This is a genomic window from Streptomyces bambusae, from assembly GCF_020532645.1.
GTDB lineage: Bacteria > Actinomycetota > Actinomycetes > Streptomycetales > Streptomycetaceae > Streptomyces > Streptomyces bambusae.
Genome location: NZ_JAJAUZ010000003.1, coordinates 142,724 through 159,623, shown reverse-complemented (window position 1 = coordinate 159,623; position 16,900 = coordinate 142,724). Strand labels below are relative to the sequence as shown.

Annotated in this window: 15 protein-coding genes; 8 read left to right on the top strand and 7 right to left on the bottom strand. The window is 73.8% G+C overall.

Going from position 1 to position 16,900, the window contains the following annotated elements:
* The first annotated feature begins 33 nt into the window (after positions 1-33).
* Positions 34-1,473 carry a DUF1775 domain-containing protein gene (locus tag LG634_RS03425; protein WP_226732066.1) on the top strand — a complete coding sequence of 480 codons (1,440 nt, stop codon included), beginning with the start codon at positions 34-36 and terminating at the stop codon, positions 1,471-1,473.
* An 89-nt stretch (positions 1,474-1,562) separates the two neighbouring features.
* Here the strand turns inward: LG634_RS03425 and LG634_RS03420 are convergent, their stop codons facing one another.
* The gene (locus LG634_RS03420) at positions 1,563-2,918 is read right to left on the bottom strand and encodes an MFS transporter (RefSeq protein WP_226732065.1); all 1,356 of its coding nucleotides are present in this window, start codon (positions 2,916-2,918) and stop codon (positions 1,563-1,565) included.
* A 128-nt stretch (positions 2,919-3,046) separates the two neighbouring features.
* Here LG634_RS03420 and LG634_RS03415 point away from each other — a divergent pair, with 128 nt between their 5' ends.
* From LG634_RS03415 to LG634_RS03405, 3 genes are all read left to right on the top strand, one after another.
* Complete coding sequence (locus LG634_RS03415) at positions 3,047-3,406, top strand: ArsR/SmtB family transcription factor (protein ID WP_226732064.1); 360 nt, start codon at positions 3,047-3,049, stop codon at positions 3,404-3,406.
* A 114-nt stretch (positions 3,407-3,520) separates the two neighbouring features.
* Positions 3,521-4,759, top strand: coding sequence for an NAD(P)/FAD-dependent oxidoreductase (locus LG634_RS03410; protein WP_226732063.1), 1,239 nt, complete (start codon positions 3,521-3,523; stop codon positions 4,757-4,759).
* Positions 4,760-4,769: 10 nt separating this feature from the next.
* Entirely contained in the window at positions 4,770-5,705 is a 936-nt protein-coding gene (locus LG634_RS03405; protein ID WP_226732062.1) for a sigma-70 family RNA polymerase sigma factor, read from the top strand.
* A 61-nt stretch (positions 5,706-5,766) separates the two neighbouring features.
* Here LG634_RS03405 and LG634_RS03400 read toward each other — a convergent pair whose 3' ends face one another.
* From LG634_RS03400 to LG634_RS03390, 3 genes are read right to left on the bottom strand one after another with little or no spacing between them, the layout of a single operon-like run.
* Positions 5,767-6,318 (bottom strand): GNAT family N-acetyltransferase, encoded by a 552-nt coding sequence (locus tag LG634_RS03400; protein WP_226732061.1) that lies wholly within the window; start codon positions 6,316-6,318, stop codon positions 5,767-5,769.
* Positions 6,303-7,100 carry a hypothetical protein gene (locus tag LG634_RS03395; RefSeq protein ID WP_226732060.1) on the bottom strand — a complete coding sequence of 266 codons (798 nt, stop codon included), beginning with the start codon at positions 7,098-7,100 and terminating at the stop codon, positions 6,303-6,305. The genes LG634_RS03400 and LG634_RS03395 overlap by 16 nt, the downstream gene beginning before the upstream one ends.
* A 29-nt stretch (positions 7,101-7,129) precedes the next feature.
* Complete coding sequence (locus tag LG634_RS03390) at positions 7,130-7,693, bottom strand: GNAT family N-acetyltransferase (RefSeq protein WP_226732059.1); 564 nt, start codon at positions 7,691-7,693, stop codon at positions 7,130-7,132.
* A 446-nt stretch (positions 7,694-8,139) separates the two neighbouring features.
* On the opposite strand from LG634_RS03390, the gene LG634_RS03385 reads away from it, so the two are divergent.
* Both LG634_RS03385 and LG634_RS03380 read left to right on the top strand, forming a co-directional pair.
* Entirely contained in the window at positions 8,140-8,790 is a 651-nt protein-coding gene (locus LG634_RS03385; protein ID WP_226732058.1) for a DUF4389 domain-containing protein, read from the top strand.
* Positions 8,791-8,881: 91 nt separating this feature from the next.
* The gene (locus LG634_RS03380) at positions 8,882-9,775 is read left to right on the top strand and encodes a universal stress protein (RefSeq protein WP_372482362.1); all 894 of its coding nucleotides are present in this window, start codon (positions 8,882-8,884) and stop codon (positions 9,773-9,775) included.
* A 13-nt stretch (positions 9,776-9,788) separates the two neighbouring features.
* Here LG634_RS03380 and LG634_RS03375 read toward each other — a convergent pair whose 3' ends face one another.
* The gene (locus LG634_RS03375) at positions 9,789-11,441 is read right to left on the bottom strand and encodes a SulP family inorganic anion transporter (protein ID WP_226732057.1); all 1,653 of its coding nucleotides are present in this window, start codon (positions 11,439-11,441) and stop codon (positions 9,789-9,791) included.
* A gap of 104 nt (positions 11,442-11,545) precedes the next feature.
* A complete protein-coding gene (locus LG634_RS03370) occupies positions 11,546-12,433 on the bottom strand; it encodes a universal stress protein (RefSeq protein WP_264202651.1) in 888 nt (295 codons plus the stop codon).
* A gap of 206 nt (positions 12,434-12,639) precedes the next feature.
* On the opposite strand from LG634_RS03370, the gene LG634_RS03365 reads away from it, so the two are divergent.
* Positions 12,640-15,000 carry a phosphoketolase family protein gene (locus LG634_RS03365; RefSeq protein ID WP_226732055.1) on the top strand — a complete coding sequence of 787 codons (2,361 nt, stop codon included), beginning with the start codon at positions 12,640-12,642 and terminating at the stop codon, positions 14,998-15,000.
* Positions 15,001-15,089: 89 nt separating this feature from the next.
* On the opposite strand, the gene LG634_RS03360 is transcribed toward LG634_RS03365, so the two are convergent.
* Positions 15,090-15,464: a DUF6415 family natural product biosynthesis protein gene (locus LG634_RS03360; protein ID WP_226732054.1), complete on the bottom strand. Its 375-nt coding sequence runs from the start codon at positions 15,462-15,464 to the stop codon at positions 15,090-15,092.
* A 169-nt stretch (positions 15,465-15,633) separates the two neighbouring features.
* On the opposite strand from LG634_RS03360, the gene LG634_RS03355 reads away from it, so the two are divergent.
* The gene (locus LG634_RS03355) at positions 15,634-16,899 is read left to right on the top strand and encodes an NsdA family TPR-like regulatory protein (RefSeq protein ID WP_226732053.1); all 1,266 of its coding nucleotides are present in this window, start codon (positions 15,634-15,636) and stop codon (positions 16,897-16,899) included.
* Position 16,900: the final 1 nt, after the last annotated feature.

The following is a 16,900-nucleotide window of genomic DNA, read 5'->3' as shown; positions in this document are numbered from 1 at the left end:
TGACGACCTGGATCCATGCATGATGAACCCGACATGACGACCGGAGCCCTTGCACCCCTGCGCTGTGCCCGCCCGTGTCCGCAGCCGCAGGGGCGGGGCGGGCGGGCGCTGCGGGCTGCCGTGTTCACGCTGGCCGGGTCGGTGCTCGCCGTGGTGGGTCATCATGTGGCCTCGGGTGCAGGGGTGTTCTGGCGCGGGGCGGCCGTCGTGTTCGCCCTGTCGTGGCCGGTGGCACGGGTGTCCCGGCCCTGGTGGCAGGTGGCCGCGGCCACGGGTGTCGCCCAACTCGTCGTGCACCGGGCCCTGTCGGGCGGTCGTGCCGCGCACGGGCACGGGGCGCCGGGCGGGGGTCATGGCGCGGTGTCGGAGGCGGTCGTACGGACCGCGCACCACAGCACCGGGGTGATGGTCCTGGCCCATGCCGTGGCGGCGGCCGCGCTGGCGCTGCTGATGCACCGCGCGGACCGGGCGCTCAGCCTCCTGCCGGAGACGGTCGGCCGGTGGGCGCAGGCGGCTGCGGCCGGTGCCGCGCGGGCCTTCGGCCTGCGGCGCCGGTCCCGGCCCGCACCGCGCCCGCGGGCCGTGCGGATGCCGCGCGCCGCCGGGGTGGCCGCCGTACGGGCGACGGTGCTGCTCGGGTACGCGGTGGCGCGGCGGGGGCCGCCCGGGGGCCGGGCCAAAGACGTGTTCCCCGATCCCGGCGGGCCCGGCACCTGTGCGGTGCGGCCCGCCCCGCTGCCGAAGGGCTCTCCCACCGTGAACGCACATCACTCCCGCTCCCGCCGCCGCCTGGGACTGGCCGCGGCCGCCTCGCTCGTGCTGCTGGGGCTGGCCGCCGGGCCGGCCGCCGCCCATGCCGAGGTCACCGCGTCCGACCCGCGGGCGCTCGCCGAGAACGTGACGCTCTCCTTCACCTCCGAGGCCGAGTCCGACACGTCCGGCATCGCGCAGCTGCGCGTCGTGCTCCCGGAGGGCATCGCGCCGGACGCCGTGACGCTGAAGGCGGCACCCAAGGCGTGGCAACTGAAGTCCACCGCGGACGGGTTCACCATCGGCGGCACCGCGCTGGCCACAGGCACCGATGCCGAATTCAGCATCGTGGTGCGCCAGTTGCCCGAGGCGAAGTCGCTGGTGTTCAAGACGATCGAGACCTACGGCGACGGCAAGGTCTCGCGCTGGATCGAGGTTCCCACCAACGGGGAGAAGGTCGAAAACCCGGCCCCGGTACTGGAGTTGAAGCCTGCGGCGCCGGGCGCGAAGCCGATCGCCCCGAGCCCGAGCCCGACCCCGACCCCGGAGGCTCCGACCGCCGCCGCGACCACACAGCCGCCGACGGCCGCCCCTGCCCCGTCCGCGAGTCCTGACAGCGCCGGCGAGGGGGACTCGAACACCGGCGTGGTCATCGGCGTCGTCGCCGTCGTCGCGCTGCTGGGTGTCGGCGGCGCCGTCTGGTGGCGGCGCAGCCGGGGCTGAGCCGGCGGCGGGCCGGGACCGTCCACCGGCCCCGGCCCGCCCCGCCACCGCACCCGCCCCCGCCCCCGCCCCCGCCACCGCCCGTCACTTCACCGCGTCCCGGCCCCCGCCGCGCACAGGTGCAGCCCGTCGGACACCCGCGTGTGGCTGTGCCGCCAGCCGCCCGGCACCTCGACGGCGTCTTCGAGGTGCGGGTGCCCCGGCGCCAGGCCGGCGTGTACGTGCGCGGCCTCGTCGGTGTCCCGTGCCGGCCACAGCCACGTCGCGGCCGCGCCCGCGGCCAGCCCGATCGCGCCGAGCACGAGGACGGCGGCGAGCAGCCCGGCCGAGGCCCCGACCCACCCGGCCACCGGGTACGTGATCAGCCATGCGGCGTGCGAGAGCGAGAACTGGGCGGCGAAGGCGGGTGTGCGCTCCTCGGGCGGGGCCGAGCGCCGGATGAGGCGGCCGGTCGGGGTGAGGATCATCGAGGCGGCGGCGCCGAAGGCCGCCCAGCCGCCGAGCAGCGCGGGCCAGCGCCAGCCGCCGGCCGAGGCTCCGGTGATCACGGCGACGGCGACGAACACGCAGGTCAGGAGGGTGGCGCCGGCGAGCATGACGGTGCGGTCGGCGACCCGGTCGAGGATCCGTGGCAGCAGCAGCGCGACGAGCATCGAGCCGGCACCGTACGCGCCGAGGGCGAGCGCGACGTCGCCGGTGGACCGGCCGAAGTGGTCGCGTACGTAGACGACGGTGTTGACGGTGACCAGGGCGCTCGCGGCGGCCACGGCCAGGTTCAGGAACAGCAGGGCGCGCAGCCGCGGGACCCGGAAGAACAGCCGGCTGCCCGCGGTGGCCCGTGCGTACGCGCCGCCCGGCTGCTCGCGGACCGGGGCGGGCTTGGGCAGGACGGCGGAGACGACCAGGGCCGCGGAGGCGAGGAAGCCCCCGACAGTGCCGAGGAACAGCCAGTTGTACGTCGTGAAGGCGAGCAGCGCGGCGGCCAGGGCGGGGCTGAAGAGGCTCTCCAGGTCGTAGGCGAGCCGGGACAGGGACAGCGCCCGGGTGTAGTCGCGCTCCTCGGGCAGCACGTCGGGGATCACGGCCTGGAAGGTCGGGGTGAACGCGGCCGATGCGGCCTGCAGGGCGAAGATCAGGACGTAGACCTGCCAGACCTGGTCCACGAACGGCAGCGTCAGGGCGACCGCCGCCCGGGTCAGGTCGGAGCCGACCATGAGGGCCCGGCGCGGGATGCGGTGGGCGACGGCGGCGATCGCCGGGGCGATGGCCACGTACGCCGCCATCTTGATCGCGAGGGCGGTGCCGAGGACGGATCCGGCGCGGGCGCCGGCGATGTCGTAGGCGAGCAGGCCCAGGGCGACGGTGGCCAGTCCGGTGCCGACCAGGGCGATCACCTGGGCGGCGAACAGGTGCCGGTAGGTGCGGTTGCGCAGCACGGTGAGCATGCGGATGTCCTTCGCAGGGGGAACGGACTCCTCCACCATAGCGTCATGTGCGCAGATGCGCACATGACGTCTGCGCAAGTCGCGCCACCACGGCAAGCAGCGAGAAACGGCCGACATACCCTGGTCGCATGCCCGCGAGCGATCCACTCCCCGCTGCCACCACTCCGCACCTGCGTGCGCCGGACGACGCCCGGCTCGCCGAGGCGGCCGCGGTCTTCGCGCTGCTCGCCGACCCCACGCGGCTCCACCTGCTGTGGCTGCTGTCCCGGGACGAGTCGGACGTCGGCTCGCTCGCCGAACAGTGCTCGGCCTCCCGCACCGCGGTCAGCCAGCACCTCGCCAAGCTGCGGCTGGCGGGCCTGGTCGAGACCCGCCGCGAGGGCCGCCACGTCTTCTACCGCCTGGGCGACGGCCACCTCCGCCGCCTGGTCACCGAAGCCCTCAGCCACGCGGACCACCGGGTGACCGGCGAGGCCCCGCACGACTGACACCGGCGGCGGCGAGCGCCCTCCCGGGCGTGACCCACGTCACATCGTGCGCCTGTCAGGGATCGGGGCGCCGTCTCGTTCAGGGTGCAACCGAACGAGAGCAGGAGTCACGTCATGGAGCACCGCATCCTCGTACTGGGCGCCGGATACGCCGGAGCCTTCGCCGCCGGGAACCTGGCCCGCCGGCTCTCCCCCGCCGACACCGAGATCACCGTGGTCAACGCCGCGCCGGAATTCACCGAGCGGATGCGGCTGCACCAGCTGGCGACCGGCCGCGACCTGCGGTTCCGTCCGCTGGCCGAGGTGTTCGCGGGCACCGGCGTACGGGTGCGGGTGGCGCGCGTCACCGGCATCGACCCCGTGCGGCGGCGGGTCTCCGTGACCGGCTCGGACGGCGAGGGCGAGCTCGCGTACGACACCCTCCTCTACGCGCTCGGCAGCTCCGCGGCCGGCCACGGCGTCCCCGGGGTCGCGGAGCACGCCTTCGACGTGGCCGGGCTCGACTCGGCACGGCGGCTCCGCGAGCGGCTGGCCGGGCTGGGCCGGGGCGGCAGCGTGCTGGTCGTCGGCGAGGGACTGACCGGCATCGAGACGGCCACCGAGATCGCCGAGCGCAGGCCCGACCTGTCGGTCGCCCTCGCCGCCCGCGGCGAGCCGGGCGCCTGGCTGGCCCCGAAGTCCCGCCGCCACCTGCGGCGGGCGTTCGACCGGCTCGGCATCACCGTGCACGAGCACACCGCCGTCGCCGCGGTCGAGGCGGACCGGGTGATCGCCGCCGACGGGACGCAGATTCCGGCCCAGGTCACGGTCTGGGCCGCCGGGTTCGCCGTCCCGACGCTCGCACGGACGAGCGGGCTGGCGGTCGCCGAGACCGGCCGGATCCTCGTCGACCGCAGCATGCGGTCGGTCTCGCATCCCGACGTCTACGCCGTCGGGGACTGCGCGCACGCGATCGGCGACAACGGCCGGCCGCTGCCGATGTCGTGCGCCTCGGCCGGCGCCACCGCCCAGCAGGCCACCGCCGCGATCATCGCGCGCCTCACCGGCGGCGAGGTCCCGACCACCGCGCTGGCGTACCACGGCAACCACATCAGCCTCGGGCAGCGGGACGCCGTCTTCCAGATGGTGGACGGCCAGGCCCGCCCGAAGTCCTGGTACCTGGGCGGACGGACGGCCGCCCGGCTCAAGTCGGGCGTGCTGCAGGTGGCCGGGTGGAGCATCGCCCATCCGACGTTCGGCATGCCGACGGCCCGGCGGCGGGTGGCTCCGGCCGGCGCGGCGGCGGCCGGAGCGAAGCCGGCCGGTGTTGTTGCGGCGGACGGCGGTGGGGACCGCGTGCAGGCCACCGCATAGGCTGCACCGCATGGACCTCGCAGCCGTCGACCGCTTCGAGGCCGGCCGCGGCCGGCTGGCCTCGCTGGCGTACCGCCTGCTCGGCTCGGCCGCCGATGCCGAGGACGCCGTACAGGACGCGTTCCTGCGCTGGCAGGCGGCGGACCGGGACCGGATCGAGGTGCCGGAGGCGTGGCTGACCAAGGTCGTCACCAACCTCTGTCTCGACCGGCTCCGTTCGGCGCAGGCCCGCCACGAGCGGACGGCCGGCGCCTGGCTGCCCGAGCCGCTGCTCGACGGCGATCCGATGCTCGGCCCCGCGGACACCTTCGAGCAGCGCGAGTCGGTGTCCTTGGCCGTACTGACCCTGATGGAGCGTCTGTCGCCCGTCGAGCGGGCCGCGTACGTCCTGCGGGAGGTCTTCGCGTACCCGCACGCGGAGATCGCCGCAATCCTCGACATCTCGGAGGCCGCGAGCCAGCAGCACGTGCACCGGGCGCGGCGCCGGATCGTCGCCGAGCGCCGGGTCGGCGAGGTGGATCCCGCGTCGGCCCGCCGGGTCGTGGAGGAGTTCCTCGCCGCCGCCGTGTCGGGGCGCACCGAGCGGCTGGTGGCGCTGCTCACCGACGACGTGGCCGCCCTGTCGGACGGCGCGGGCCTGGCACGCCGGCTCCTGCGGTACACGACGCGCGACCGCGTCGCGTCGTTCGTACGGGCCGGATTCCGGCCGACGGAGGCGAAGCGGCGGCTGGCGGGCGGCCCGCTGTCGATGTACGTCGCGTCGGTGAACGGCACTCCGGCACTCGTCGCCGTCGTCGACGGACGGGTCGTGGGCACCGTCGCGTTCGAGGTGCGCGACGGCCGGGTCTCCTCGCTGGTCGGCATCGCCGCGACGGCCCGGCTGGCGCGGCTGGACGCGGCGTGGGGCGGGCGTACGGACGGGGAGCCGGTCGTCAGCGGGTGGTGAGCGGGGCGGTGGTCGTACGGGTGGGGTCGGCAGAGCCCGGTCAGGCCGGCCCGGGCGCCGGCTACCCCTCCTTCCGCTCCTTCCCCTCCTTCCACTCCTCGAGCAGCAGGCCGAGGAGTACCTGGTCCAGGAACTCGCCCATCACCCATGCCGACGAACGCAGGACGCCCTCGCGGACGAAGCCGTTGCGTTCGGCGGAGCGCAGCATCGCGGTGTTGTCCGCGAGGGTTTCGATCTGGAGCCGCTGCAGGCTGCGGACGACGAAGCCGTAGTGGCAGAGCACGGCGACCACGTCCGTGCCGTAGCCCTTGCCGCGGGACGACGGGAACAGGCCCAGGCCGATGTGCGCGGTCCGGTTGTGGGTGTCGATGCCCCACAGTGTTGCGGCGCCGACCAGGGAGTTGCCCTCCAGCTCGACCACCGAGAAGTGCACGACCTTTTCGTTCGTGTGGTCCACCACGAGCCGCGGATCCTGCGACCCCGGCACCACCGGCCGCCACGGCGCGCCTTCGGCCCGCGACGCGTTGACGACGTCGTCGAAAAGCTCGGTCCGCAGCACGTCGATGTCACTCTCGTGCCGAGCCCGAAGCCCGACCTTCACCCCTTTGAGCATCCCCCTTTCCTATCCGCGCCCCTGTCCCCGGGCAACCGAATATCCCCCGCCGCGTCCCACGCCTGCGGGCTGTCGCGGTGGTTGCGGTGGCCCGTCGTGAGTACGTGGCGCAGTTGTGCCAGGTGGCGGGTGTCCGGGGGGAGGGAGAGGGTGGTGAGGAGGGTGAGGGCGGCGGCGGGGTCCAGGTCGCCGTAGGCGTCGTGGTAGCCCGCGCGGAGGGCGTGGAAGAGCGACGGGTGCAGGGCGGGGAGGCGGGCGGCGGTGCGGTAGGCCGGCGCCTTGGCCGGCCAGGGAACCGGGCCGGAGGATTCGAGGACCAGGCGGGCGCGGCGCAGCCGGGGTTCGGACGGTTCGGCGACGATGCGTCCGATGTCGTTGCCGAGGACTTCGGCGAACGCCGTGGCGGACGTGGCGCGGTCCTCGAACCAGTCCACCCACAGCGAGTACGTCACGGCCTCGGCCTCCTCGTCCGCCTCCAGCCGCCGCCGATAGCCGTCCCAGAGGGCATCGGCGGGCAGGGGGCCGTCCGGGCCGCCGTGCGCGAGGCGGATCTCGCAGGCGACCCAGTACTCGTCGAGCAGGTCGAGCAGCCCGAAGGCCAGTCGTACCTGTGCGGCGGCGTCCGTGTCCTCCGCGAACACGTCGCCGGTCCACGCGTGGGCCACGTCGTTGGCGGTGAGCAGCACACCGGGCCTGCGGTCGTCGGCCCATCCGCCGGGAACCGGGCGGACGCCCTGGTCCGCGAGCCAGCGGCGGGCCGCTTCGGCGTCTTGTGTGTCCATGTACGGAGTATGGCGAAAAGGGCCGGGGGTCAGGTGCAGGGCCGGCTCATGAAGAGGGCCTGCTCGCCGGCGGAGGCCGTGCCGTCGTAGAGGGTGGTGTCCAGGCCGCAGAAGGTGAAGCCCAGCCGCAGGTAGGCGTGGATCGCGGGTGCGTTGACGTTCGTGACCTCCAGCCAGAGGTGCGCGGCGCCGTACGAACGGGCCAGGTCCGCGGCCCGTTCGACGAGCAGGCGGCCGATGCCGCGGCGCCGGTGCGCGGGGGCGATGCCGATGTCCTCGATGGTGAGGCGGCGGTTCCACGGCGCGTGGGAGACGGTGACGTAGCCCGCCAGTTCGCCGCCGGGCGCGATGGCGACGAGGGTACGGTCGTACGGCCCACCGGAGTCGTCCCCGTCGTCGTCATCGTCGTCGTCGGGGAACACCTTGACCAGCGGCGGGTCCACCGGGACCTCCCGGAGCGTGAACCCGATGCCGGACGCGGCGACTTCGAAGACGGTGCCGGTGCTGAACGAGGTGTCGAGCGCATCGATCCCGTCGGCGTCCTCGGGGCGGGCGGGACGGACGGTGTAGTCCGGTTCGCGCGTGGTGGTCATGCCCCGACGGTACGGTGCCTCTCCCACGCCAGACACCCGTATTTCGGCACACAGCCGCAGCCAACGAGTCACCCGGGGCCCGTCTCGGACCTGCCGATGATGTCGTTCAGCCAATGGCCCACCCCGTGAGCCCCTGGTCGCGCGAGGCCGTCTACTGCGTGACGCTCCTGGCCGCGGCCGGGACGCTCGCCCTTGCGATCGCCGGTAGCCGGTAGCCGGTAGCCGGTAGTCACCACATCGCGGCCGGCGGCCGGCACGGCGATCGCGCGGCCCGTCGCCCCGCGACCCCGGCAGTCGTACTGCACGGCAGTCCCCGCGGCCCGCCGTGACAGCCTGGACTCGCCGCCCCGGCCGTACAGCGGGACGCTGGACGTACGTGTGCGTAGCGTGCCCCGTGCCCCGGCGGGTCCCGGGTGCGCTGCCGGCTCGGCGTGGAAGGAGGGGCCGTGACTACTCCGGTCTACCGCCCGGTACGGGTGTCGGGCAGCCTGGACGAGCCGCTGTCGCGCTGGCTCTGGCTGGTGAAGTGGCTGCTGGTGATCCCCCACCTCATCGTGCTGGCCTTCCTGTGGCTCGGGTTCCTCGTGGTGAGCGTGGTCGCGTTCTTCGCGATCCTGTTCACCGAGCGCTATCCGCGCCCCCTGTTCGACTTCAACCTGGGGGTGCTCCGCTGGAGCTGGCGCGTGTCGTACTACGCGTACGGCGCCCTGGGGACCGACCGCTATCCGCCGTTCAGCCTGGGCGAGGAACCCGCGTATCCCGCCCGGCTCGACATCGCCTACCCCGAGCGGCTCTCCCGGGGTCTGGTCCTGGTGAAGTGGTGGCTGCTCGCCATCCCGCACTACCTGGTCGTCGCCATCCTGGCCGGCGGCGGGAACGCAGGCGCTGCGTGCGCCGGGCTCATCGGCCTGCTGGTGCTCTTCGCCGCCGTCGCGCTGGCCTTCACCGCCGCCTACCCGCGCGACCTGTTCGCCCTGGTCATGGGCCTCAACCGGTGGGTCCTGCGGGTCAGCGCGTACGCGGCGCTGATGACGGACGACTACCCGCCCTTCCGCCTCGACCTCGGCGGCCCGGACCCGAGCGAGGGCCCGGCCTGACCGGTCCCGCCGCGGGGCGGGGGTCCCGTGGCGGAGCCCGGTGGACGGGACCAAGCTGGGAGGGGGTGCGGTGCTCGCATCGGGAGGCAACGTGGCAACCGAGACCGGTCCGGTGGTCGTCGGCGTGGACGGCTCGGCCTCCAGCCTCGACGCGGTCGAGGTCGCGGCCCGTGAAGCGCGGCTGCGCGGGGTACCCCTGCGCATGGTGCACGCGTTCGGCCGGCCGGGTGGGCACCACCGGCCGTCGGCCGCGTCCCCGTGGAGCCCGGGCGACCACGGTCTGGAGCCGATGGCGCACGGAGTGCTGGCACTCGCCGAGGAACGCGCGCACGCCGCGGCGCCGGGTGTGGACGTCACCCGTTCCGTGGTGGTCGGCAACGCCCTCGAAGTGCTGGAGATCGAGTTGCGCGAGGCGGCGCTGGCCGTGGTGGGGAGCCGTGGCCATTCCGGCTTCTCCGGGCTGCTGCTCGGTTCCACGGCGGTGGGACTGGCGGCCCACGGCCCCTGCCCCCTGATCGTGGTGCGCGGCCGGTCCGATCCGGCGGGGGCGGTGGTGCTGGCCGTGGACGGCTCCGAGGCCGGCGCGGCGGCCGTGGACTTCGCCTTCGCCGAAGCCGCGCTGCGCCGGGCACCCCTGGTGGCGCTGCACGTGTGGAACACCTGGAGCGAGCGCGCGTACGAAGGCCCGGGCGACCCGCTGAACGCGGTGGTGGCGGACCGGGAGCACCTGCGTGCGGCGGAGCAGCACCTGCTGGAGGAGACGGTGGCCCCGCACCGGGAGGCGTTTGCGCAGGTGGCCGTCGAACTGCGCCTGGTGCACAGCCGCATCCGCCCGGCCCTGATCGACGCCGGCCGGTCCGCCCAGCTCCTGGTGACCGGAGCCCGGGGCCGCGGCGGGTTCACCGGCCTCCTCCTGGGCTCGGTCAGCCAGGCCCTCCTCCACCACGCCCCCTGCCCCGTCGCCCTGGTCCGTGGCCGCCACTGACGACGCCCGGGGCCTAGGGTCTGCCTTCCGGCGGCCGGTTCCGGTAGGCGGCGATGGCGGTGGGGAGGGTCGGGAAGATGCGGTCTTCGCCGACCGACGCCGTCAGGCCGTACGCGTCGAGGGCCGTGCGGAGGTCCTGTTTGACGCGGGCGAGGGCGAACACGACGCCCTGCTCCGTGAGTTCGGCGCGGAGGGCTTCGACGGCGTCCAGGGCGGTGATGTCGACCTCGACGTTGGCCTCGGTGTTCAGGACGAACCAGTGCACCGGGTCGGGCTGGGCGCGGACGGCGGCCAGGGCGCGCCGGTGGAAGTCCTCGGCGTTGGCGAAGAACAGCGGCGAGTCGTAGCGGTAGAGCAGCAGGCCCGGGATGGTGTGGGCGGCCGGGTAGTCGTCGATGTCGTGCATGCCGGCGAGCCCCGGCACCATGCCGAGTACGGCGTCGTGCGGGCGGGCGACCCTGGCCAGGAGTTCGGCGACGGACAGGGCGATGGCGACGAGTACGCCGTACAGGATGCCGAGGGTGAGGACACCGAGGGTGCAGCCGAGGGCGAGGAGCAGTTCGCGGCGCCGGAACGCGGCGAGCCGCCTGAACTCGCCCGCCTCCACCAGGCGTACCGCCGCGTAGACCACGATCGCGCCGAGCGCGGCCCGCGGCGTGTGGGTGAGCAGCGGTCCGAGGAACAGCAGGACGGCGGCCACGCAGGCGGCGGCCGCGAGGGAGTACACCTGGCTGCGAGCGCCTGCGGAGTCCGCGAGGGCGGTCCGGCTGGCGCTGCTGCTGACGGGGAAGCCGTGCAGGACGCCGGCGCCGAGGTTGGCCGTGCCGAGGGCGAGCAGTTCCCGGTTGGCGTCGAGGGGCTGCGGGTCGTCGCGGCGGGCGAAGGCGCGGGCGGTCAGGATGACGTCCGAGTAGCCGACGAGGAGGACGCCGACGGCGGGGAGGACCAGGTCGGGCAGGTCCGCCGGGGCGGGCAGGTCGAAGCCGGGCAGACCGGTGGGCACCGGCCCGCTGACGTCGATGCCGGGGCCCTCGTCGAGCGCGAAGGCGGCCACGGCGGCCGTGCCGAGCACGAGGACGACGAGGGGGGCGGGCAGCGGGCGCCACAGCAGCGGCAGCGTGAAGAGGATCAGGAGGCAGCCGGCGGCAAGGGCGGCGGTCGGCCAGTGGACCTCGTCGAGATGCCGGACGAACGCGGCGAGCTGCGGGAAGAAGCCGGAGCCGTCGGCGGGGACGCCGGTCAGGCGGGGCAGCTGGTCCACGATCATGATCAGGGCGATGCCGGCGAGGTAGCCGACGAGTACCGGGCGGGACAGGAGGTCGGCCAGGAACCCGAGCCGCACGGCCCAGGCGGCGAGGCAGAGCAGGCCGACCACGACGGCCAGGGCGGCGGCGAGCGCCGCGTACCGGGCGGGAGCACCGGCGGCGAGGGGGGCGACGGCCGCGGCGGTCATCAGGGCCGTGGTGGATTCCGGGCCCACGGACAGGAGGCGGGAGGTGCCGGCCGCCGTGTACAGGACCATGGCGGGGAGGACGGCCCACAGTCCGGCGACCGGCGGCAGGCCGGCCACCACCGCGTAGGCCATGACCTGGGGGACCAGGTAGGCGGCGACGGTGATGCCGGCGAGGGCGTCGGCGCGGAGGGTGGTGGGGCGATGCCGTGCCATGCCGCCTCCGGGGCCGTGGGTTTTCAAGGACGCGGGGCTCCGCCCCGGGCCCCGGTCCTCACACGCCGGACGGGCCGGCAGTTCCAGCCCGTCCGGCGTTCGGGTCACGCGTGCGGGACCACCGCCACCGGGCACGGCGCGTGGTGGAGGACCGCGTGGGCGACCGAGCCGATGCGGGTGCCGATCGCGGACTTGCGGGCGCGCCGGCCGACCACGACCAGGCCGGCGTCCGAGGCGGTGGAGAGGAGGACCTGGCCGCCGGTCCCCATCTCGACGTGCTCCTCCACGGGGACGTCCGGGTACTTGGCGATCCACGGCTCCAGCGCCTCGTGCAGCGCCGCCTTCTCGAACGGTTCCAGACCGCCCGCCTGGTCCGCGAGGTAGAGCGAGCCGGGGCTGTACGCGTACAGCGGCGGCAGCGACCAGGCGCGGACGGCCCGTACGCCGACGCCGCGCGCCGACGCCGCCGCGAACGCGAACCCGAGGACGTCGTGGCTGTCCTCCGCTCCGCCCTGCTGACCGACGACGACCGGGCCGGACTCGTTGCCCGCCTCCTGCCCGGCGGCGGCCCGTACCGACACCACGGGGCGGGTCGCCTCGGCAATCACCTGCTGGCCGTACGAGCCGAGCAGGAAGCCGAGCACGGCGCCGTAGCCCTTCGTGCCGAGCGCCAGCAGTTCCGCCCGTTCGGCGGCGTGCAGCAGCGCCGGAAGGGTCGCGTCCGGGACGACCTCGGAGGTCACGGTCAGGTCGGGGTGGAGCGCGGTCAGCTCGTCCGCGGCCTCGCGGAGGACGTCCTCGGCGCGCTGGGCCTCGGTGTCGCGGTTCTGGACGATCGGCACGTCGAGCGGCTGCCAGAGCCAGGCGTGGACGAGGTGGACGCCGAGCCCGCGGCGGACCGCCTCGTTCGCCGCCCACCGGGCCGCGGCCCGGCTCTCGGCGGAACCGTCCAGTCCGACAGCGATGACAGGTGTCACGGCTCTTCCCTCCATACAGCCCGTACGGCAATGCGGTCGTGTTGCCGCCTTCCGCCTTCCACCATCGTCGGCGAACCGGCGCCCCGACAGGGCCGACCGGCCCTCACGCCGGGACCAGCTGCCCCTGATGCAGTAGCCGCGCGTGGGGGGAGAGTCCTGGTACGACACCCCGCCGGGGTACCCGACGAGTCGGCGGGAACGGACCCGAGGAGCGAGCGGACATGGCGACGTACCCCATCCCCGAACTCGACGCCCACTGGCGCGCGGCCGACTACCTCGCCGCCGGCCAGCTGTACCTGATGGACAACCCCCTGCTCCGCGAACCCCTCCGGCCGGAGCACGTCAAACCGCGCCCGCTCGGCCACTGGGGCACCTCCCCCGGCCTCAACCTCGTCCACACCCACCTCAACCGGCTGGTCCGGGACCGCGCCCTCGACCTGCTGTGCGTATGGGGGCCGGGACACGGCGCCCCGGCCGTCCTCGCCAACGCATGGCTGGACGGCACGTACAGCCAGACGTATCCGGGCGTCCCGCGGGACGCCGATGGCATGCGGACGCTGTTCCGGCAGTTCTCCTTCCCCGGCGGGGTGCCCAGCCACGTGGCGCCCGAGACGCCCGGGTCGATCCACGAGGGCGGCGAGCTGGGCTACTCGCTCTCCCACGCCTACGGGGCGGCCTTCGACAACCCGGGGCTCGTCGTGGCCTGCGTGATCGGCGACGGGGAAGCGGAAACGGGGCCGCTGGCGGCGTCCTGGCACTCGAACACGTTCCTCGACCCGGTCCACGACGGCGCTGTGCTGCCGGTCCTGCACCTCAACGGCTACAAGATCGCCAATCCGTCGGTGCTCGCCCGGCTCCCGGAGTCACGGCTCGACGCGTTGCTGCGCGGATACGGCCACGCACCGCTGTTCGTGTCCGGCAGCGACCCGTACCACGTCCACCGCGCCCTCGCCGCCGCCCTGGACACCGCCGTGGACCGCATCGAGGACATCCAGCGCGCCGCCCGTGCGGGTGCGCCCCGGCGCGGCCTGCCCGCCTGGCCGGTGATCGTGCTGCGCACCCCGAAGGGCTGGACCGGACCGCGCGAGGTGGACGGCCGGCCCGTCGAGGGCACCTGGCGCGCCCACCAGGTCCCGCTGTCCGGCGTACGGGAGAACCCCGCACGGCTCGCGGCGCTGGAGGCATGGATGCGCTCGTACCGCCCGCAGGAGCTGTTCGACGCCGACGGACGCCCGCTCCCCCACGTCCTGGCCTGCGTACCGGAAGGCGACCGCCGGCTCGGCGCGAACCCGCACGCCAACGGCGGCCGCCTGCTGCGCCCGCTCCCGCTGCCGCCCCTGGACGCGTACGGCGTACCCGTCGCGAAGCCCGGCGCCGAGACGCACGAGCCGACCCGGGTGCTCGGCCGCTACCTCGCCCAGGTCATGGCGGACACCGCCGAACGGCGGAACTTCCGGGTCGTCGGCCCCGACGAGACCGCCTCCAACCGCCTCGACGACCTGTACGAGGTCACCGGCAAGGCGTGGCAGGCAGCCGTGGAACCCACCGACGAACACCTGGCACGGGACGGCCGGGTGCTGGAGATCCTGTCCGAGCACACCTGCCAGGGCTGGCTGGAGGGGTACCTCCTCACCGGCCGGCACGGGTTGTTCTCCACGTACGAGGCGTTCGCCCACATCGTCGACTCGATGGTCGGCCAGCACGTCAAGTGGCTGCGCACCGCCCGCACCCTGCCCTGGCGGGAGCCGGTCGCCTCGCTCAACTACCTGCTGACCTCGCACGTGTGGCGGCAGGACCACAACGGGTTCTCCCACCAGGACCCCGGGTTCGTCGACCACGTGCTCAACAAGAGCCCGGAGGTCGTCCGCGTGTACTTCCCGCCGGACGCGAACACGCTGCTCGCGGTCGCCGGGCACGTACTGCGCAGCCGGGACCGGGTCAACGTGGTCGTGGCGGGCAAGCAGCCGTGCTTCGACTGGCTGCCGGTGGCGGAGGCGCGCGCCCACTGCGCGCGGGGGGCGGGAGTCTGGCCGTGGGCCGGTACGGAGACCGCCGGGCGGGAGCCGGACGTGGTCCTCGCCTGTGCCGGGGACGTGCCGACGCTGGAGGTGATGGCCGCGGCGGCGCTGCTGCGCGAGCACCTGCCCGCGCTGTCGGTCCGGGTCGTGAACGTCGTCGACCTGACCCGGCTCATGCCCCGCGAGGAGCACCCGCACGGGATGACGGACGCGGCGTACGAGGAGCTGTTCACCAGGGACCGGCCGGTGGTCTTCGCGTACCACGGCTACCCGTGGCTCATCCACCGCCTCGCCTACCGCCGCCCGAACCACGACCGGCTGCACGTGCGTGGCTACAAGGAGTCGGGCAGCACGACGACCCCGTTCGACATGGTCGTCCGCAACGACATGGACCGGTACCGGCTGGTCCTGGACGTGCTGGACCGGGTGGCGGGGACCGCCCTGGGTGACGCCGCTGCGGACCTGCGGCGCCTGATGACCCTGCAAAGGGAGCGGCACCAGACGTGGATCCGGGAGCACGGGACGGACCTGCCGGAGGTGGCGGACTGGTCGTGGCCGTTCTGAGGGTCACCGGCCGATGGCGAGGGCGAGTACGAGGGTCCCGGTGGCGGCGAGGAGGGTGACGCAGTAGACGGCTTCGCGGGGCCAGGGGCTCATGGGGTGGGCCAGCGGCTGAACGACATCATCGGCAGGTCCGACACCGCTGTCGGCACGTACGGCGGCAGCTCGCCGCGTGTGGCCCGCAGCATCGTCCGTACGACCCGGGCCAGCCCGCGGCAGTGGCTCCAGTTCCCCAGCGGATGGTCCGCCGGCCCGCCCACGACCAGCCGCTCCCAGTCCCGCACCGCCCCTTCGATCCGCCGGTCCTCCTTCCGCATCCCCTCCACCACCGGGACCAGCCCCCGCCCCTGCGTGATCAGCCCGTCCGTGATCCCGGCAATCACCTCCGCCGAGGGCATCAACTCGTAGGAAACGAGCGCCCGCTCGATCAACTCCTCCGCGGAGTGCGGGTCGTTCTGCGTGCACATGGGTACTCCCTGTCGTCATAGTCGTCTGTGGCTGGGCAGCGATGAGCACAACCGACTCGGTGCGGTCGCTGCTGCCATGGGAGGATGATGGCCGGGCACGCAGACCGGCAGACAGGCCATCGCGCGGCCACTCGTGGCCACGTCCCGGCCACGGCAAGAGGTAGACGCGATGACCCCTCAAACTGAGCCCGTGAGCCACCGCAACGATGCACTAAGGGCCGCCCGACTTCGCGTCGGCTGGCGTTCCGCAGACGCCGCCGCAGACCACCTCACCCGCCACGGGGTACGGCTGCTCGCCGACCCGCACTTCACGGTCTCGGCGCGAACCTGGCGCCGCTGGGAAGGGTCCCGCCCCGGCTGGCCTTCGCAAGAAACGTCGATCGTTCTGCACGACGCTCTAGGCCTATGGCCGGAGGACCTGGGGTTCAGCGTGCCACCCGGGTGGATCCGCCCCGAGCACCATCAAGAGGACTATGGGAAAAGGGAGTTCGCGTCGGTCACGACTGCTGCACTGGTACCCGGTCCCACCGCCCCGCAGCATGTAGACCCCGCCTTGATCGGCTATTTCCAGGAGCAGTTGGAGGGGCACTACCGGGCCGACATGTTCCTTGGCCCGCACGATCTGATCGGCACAGTCTCGGCCCAGTACCAGCTGATCGACAAGCTGGTTCGATCAGCCCGAGGTGACACCCGTCGCGGCCTGCTCCGCGTGGGCGCCGCGTACGCCGCTCTCGTCGGCTGGCTCTACCAGGATGCCGGTGACCTGGGCGCGGCTTGCTTCTGGCGCGGTATCACTCAAGAAATCGCCACAAGGTCCCGCGATGCGCACCTCATCGGGTACGCCCTCGTCAACACGGCTCAGGTGCGGACGGATCTCGGCGACGGCCACGGAGTCATCGACTTGTGCGAAGCCGCGCTGGATGACGCGGACCGGCTCGTCCCCAAGGTCAGGATCATGGCCTTGCAGCAGCAAGCACACGGTGCCAGTCTCACAGGCGACCGGAGCGCCGTCGACAGACTCATTGATACGGCCGACGGGCTGCTGGGCCGCGTCGATGACGACCTGCCCTGGGGCAACGCTTGCCGGAGGACTCCGGGGTATCTCGAAGTCCAGCGTGCCACCTGTTACGGGCGCTTGAGGCTCGGCCGTGAAACCGTCGTGCTGTGGGAGCAGGTGCTTGCAGCAGTGCCTTCGACCGCACGACGGGACCGCGGCGTCTATCTGGCCCGGCACGCCACCGCGGCCGCAGCTGCTCGTGAGCCCGATCATGCGGTGGAGATCGCGCGCGAGGCTGTGACGATCGCGGCAGAGACCCGCTCTGCGCGCATGTGCCGGGAACTGGTTGCGCTGGAGCGGGCCATGCAGCCGTGGCACGATGCGCCCGTAGGCCAGGAGCTCGCAGGGCTCCTGGCACCCGTGACCGAGGGGAGCTGAC

What these genes read in the sequence shown, in the direction of transcription:
- LG634_RS03425 (WP_226732066.1), top strand. Translation starts at nt 34, where the DNA reads ATGACGACCGGAGCCCTTGCACCCCTGCGCTGTGCCCGCCCGTGTCCG.
- LG634_RS03420 (WP_226732065.1), bottom strand. Translation starts at nt 2,918, where the DNA reads ATGCTCACCGTGCTGCGCAACCGCACCTACCGGCACCTGTTCGCCGCC.
- LG634_RS03415 (WP_226732064.1), top strand. Translation starts at nt 3,047, where the DNA reads ATGCCCGCGAGCGATCCACTCCCCGCTGCCACCACTCCGCACCTGCGT.
- LG634_RS03410 (WP_226732063.1), top strand. Translation starts at nt 3,521, where the DNA reads ATGGAGCACCGCATCCTCGTACTGGGCGCCGGATACGCCGGAGCCTTC.
- LG634_RS03405 (WP_226732062.1), top strand. Translation starts at nt 4,770, where the DNA reads ATGGACCTCGCAGCCGTCGACCGCTTCGAGGCCGGCCGCGGCCGGCTG.
- LG634_RS03400 (WP_226732061.1), bottom strand. Translation starts at nt 6,318, where the DNA reads ATGCTCAAAGGGGTGAAGGTCGGGCTTCGGGCTCGGCACGAGAGTGAC.
- LG634_RS03395 (WP_226732060.1), bottom strand. Translation starts at nt 7,100, where the DNA reads ATGGACACACAAGACGCCGAAGCGGCCCGCCGCTGGCTCGCGGACCAG.
- LG634_RS03390 (WP_226732059.1), bottom strand. Translation starts at nt 7,693, where the DNA reads ATGACCACCACGCGCGAACCGGACTACACCGTCCGTCCCGCCCGCCCC.
- LG634_RS03375 (WP_226732057.1), bottom strand. Translation starts at nt 11,441, where the DNA reads ATGGCACGGCATCGCCCCACCACCCTCCGCGCCGACGCCCTCGCCGGC.
- LG634_RS03370 (WP_264202651.1), bottom strand. Translation starts at nt 12,433, where the DNA reads ATGGAGGGAAGAGCCGTGACACCTGTCATCGCTGTCGGACTGGACGGT.
- LG634_RS03365 (WP_226732055.1), top strand. Translation starts at nt 12,640, where the DNA reads ATGGCGACGTACCCCATCCCCGAACTCGACGCCCACTGGCGCGCGGCC.
- LG634_RS03360 (WP_226732054.1), bottom strand. Translation starts at nt 15,464, where the DNA reads ATGTGCACGCAGAACGACCCGCACTCCGCGGAGGAGTTGATCGAGCGG.
- LG634_RS03355 (WP_226732053.1), top strand. Translation starts at nt 15,634, where the DNA reads ATGACCCCTCAAACTGAGCCCGTGAGCCACCGCAACGATGCACTAAGG.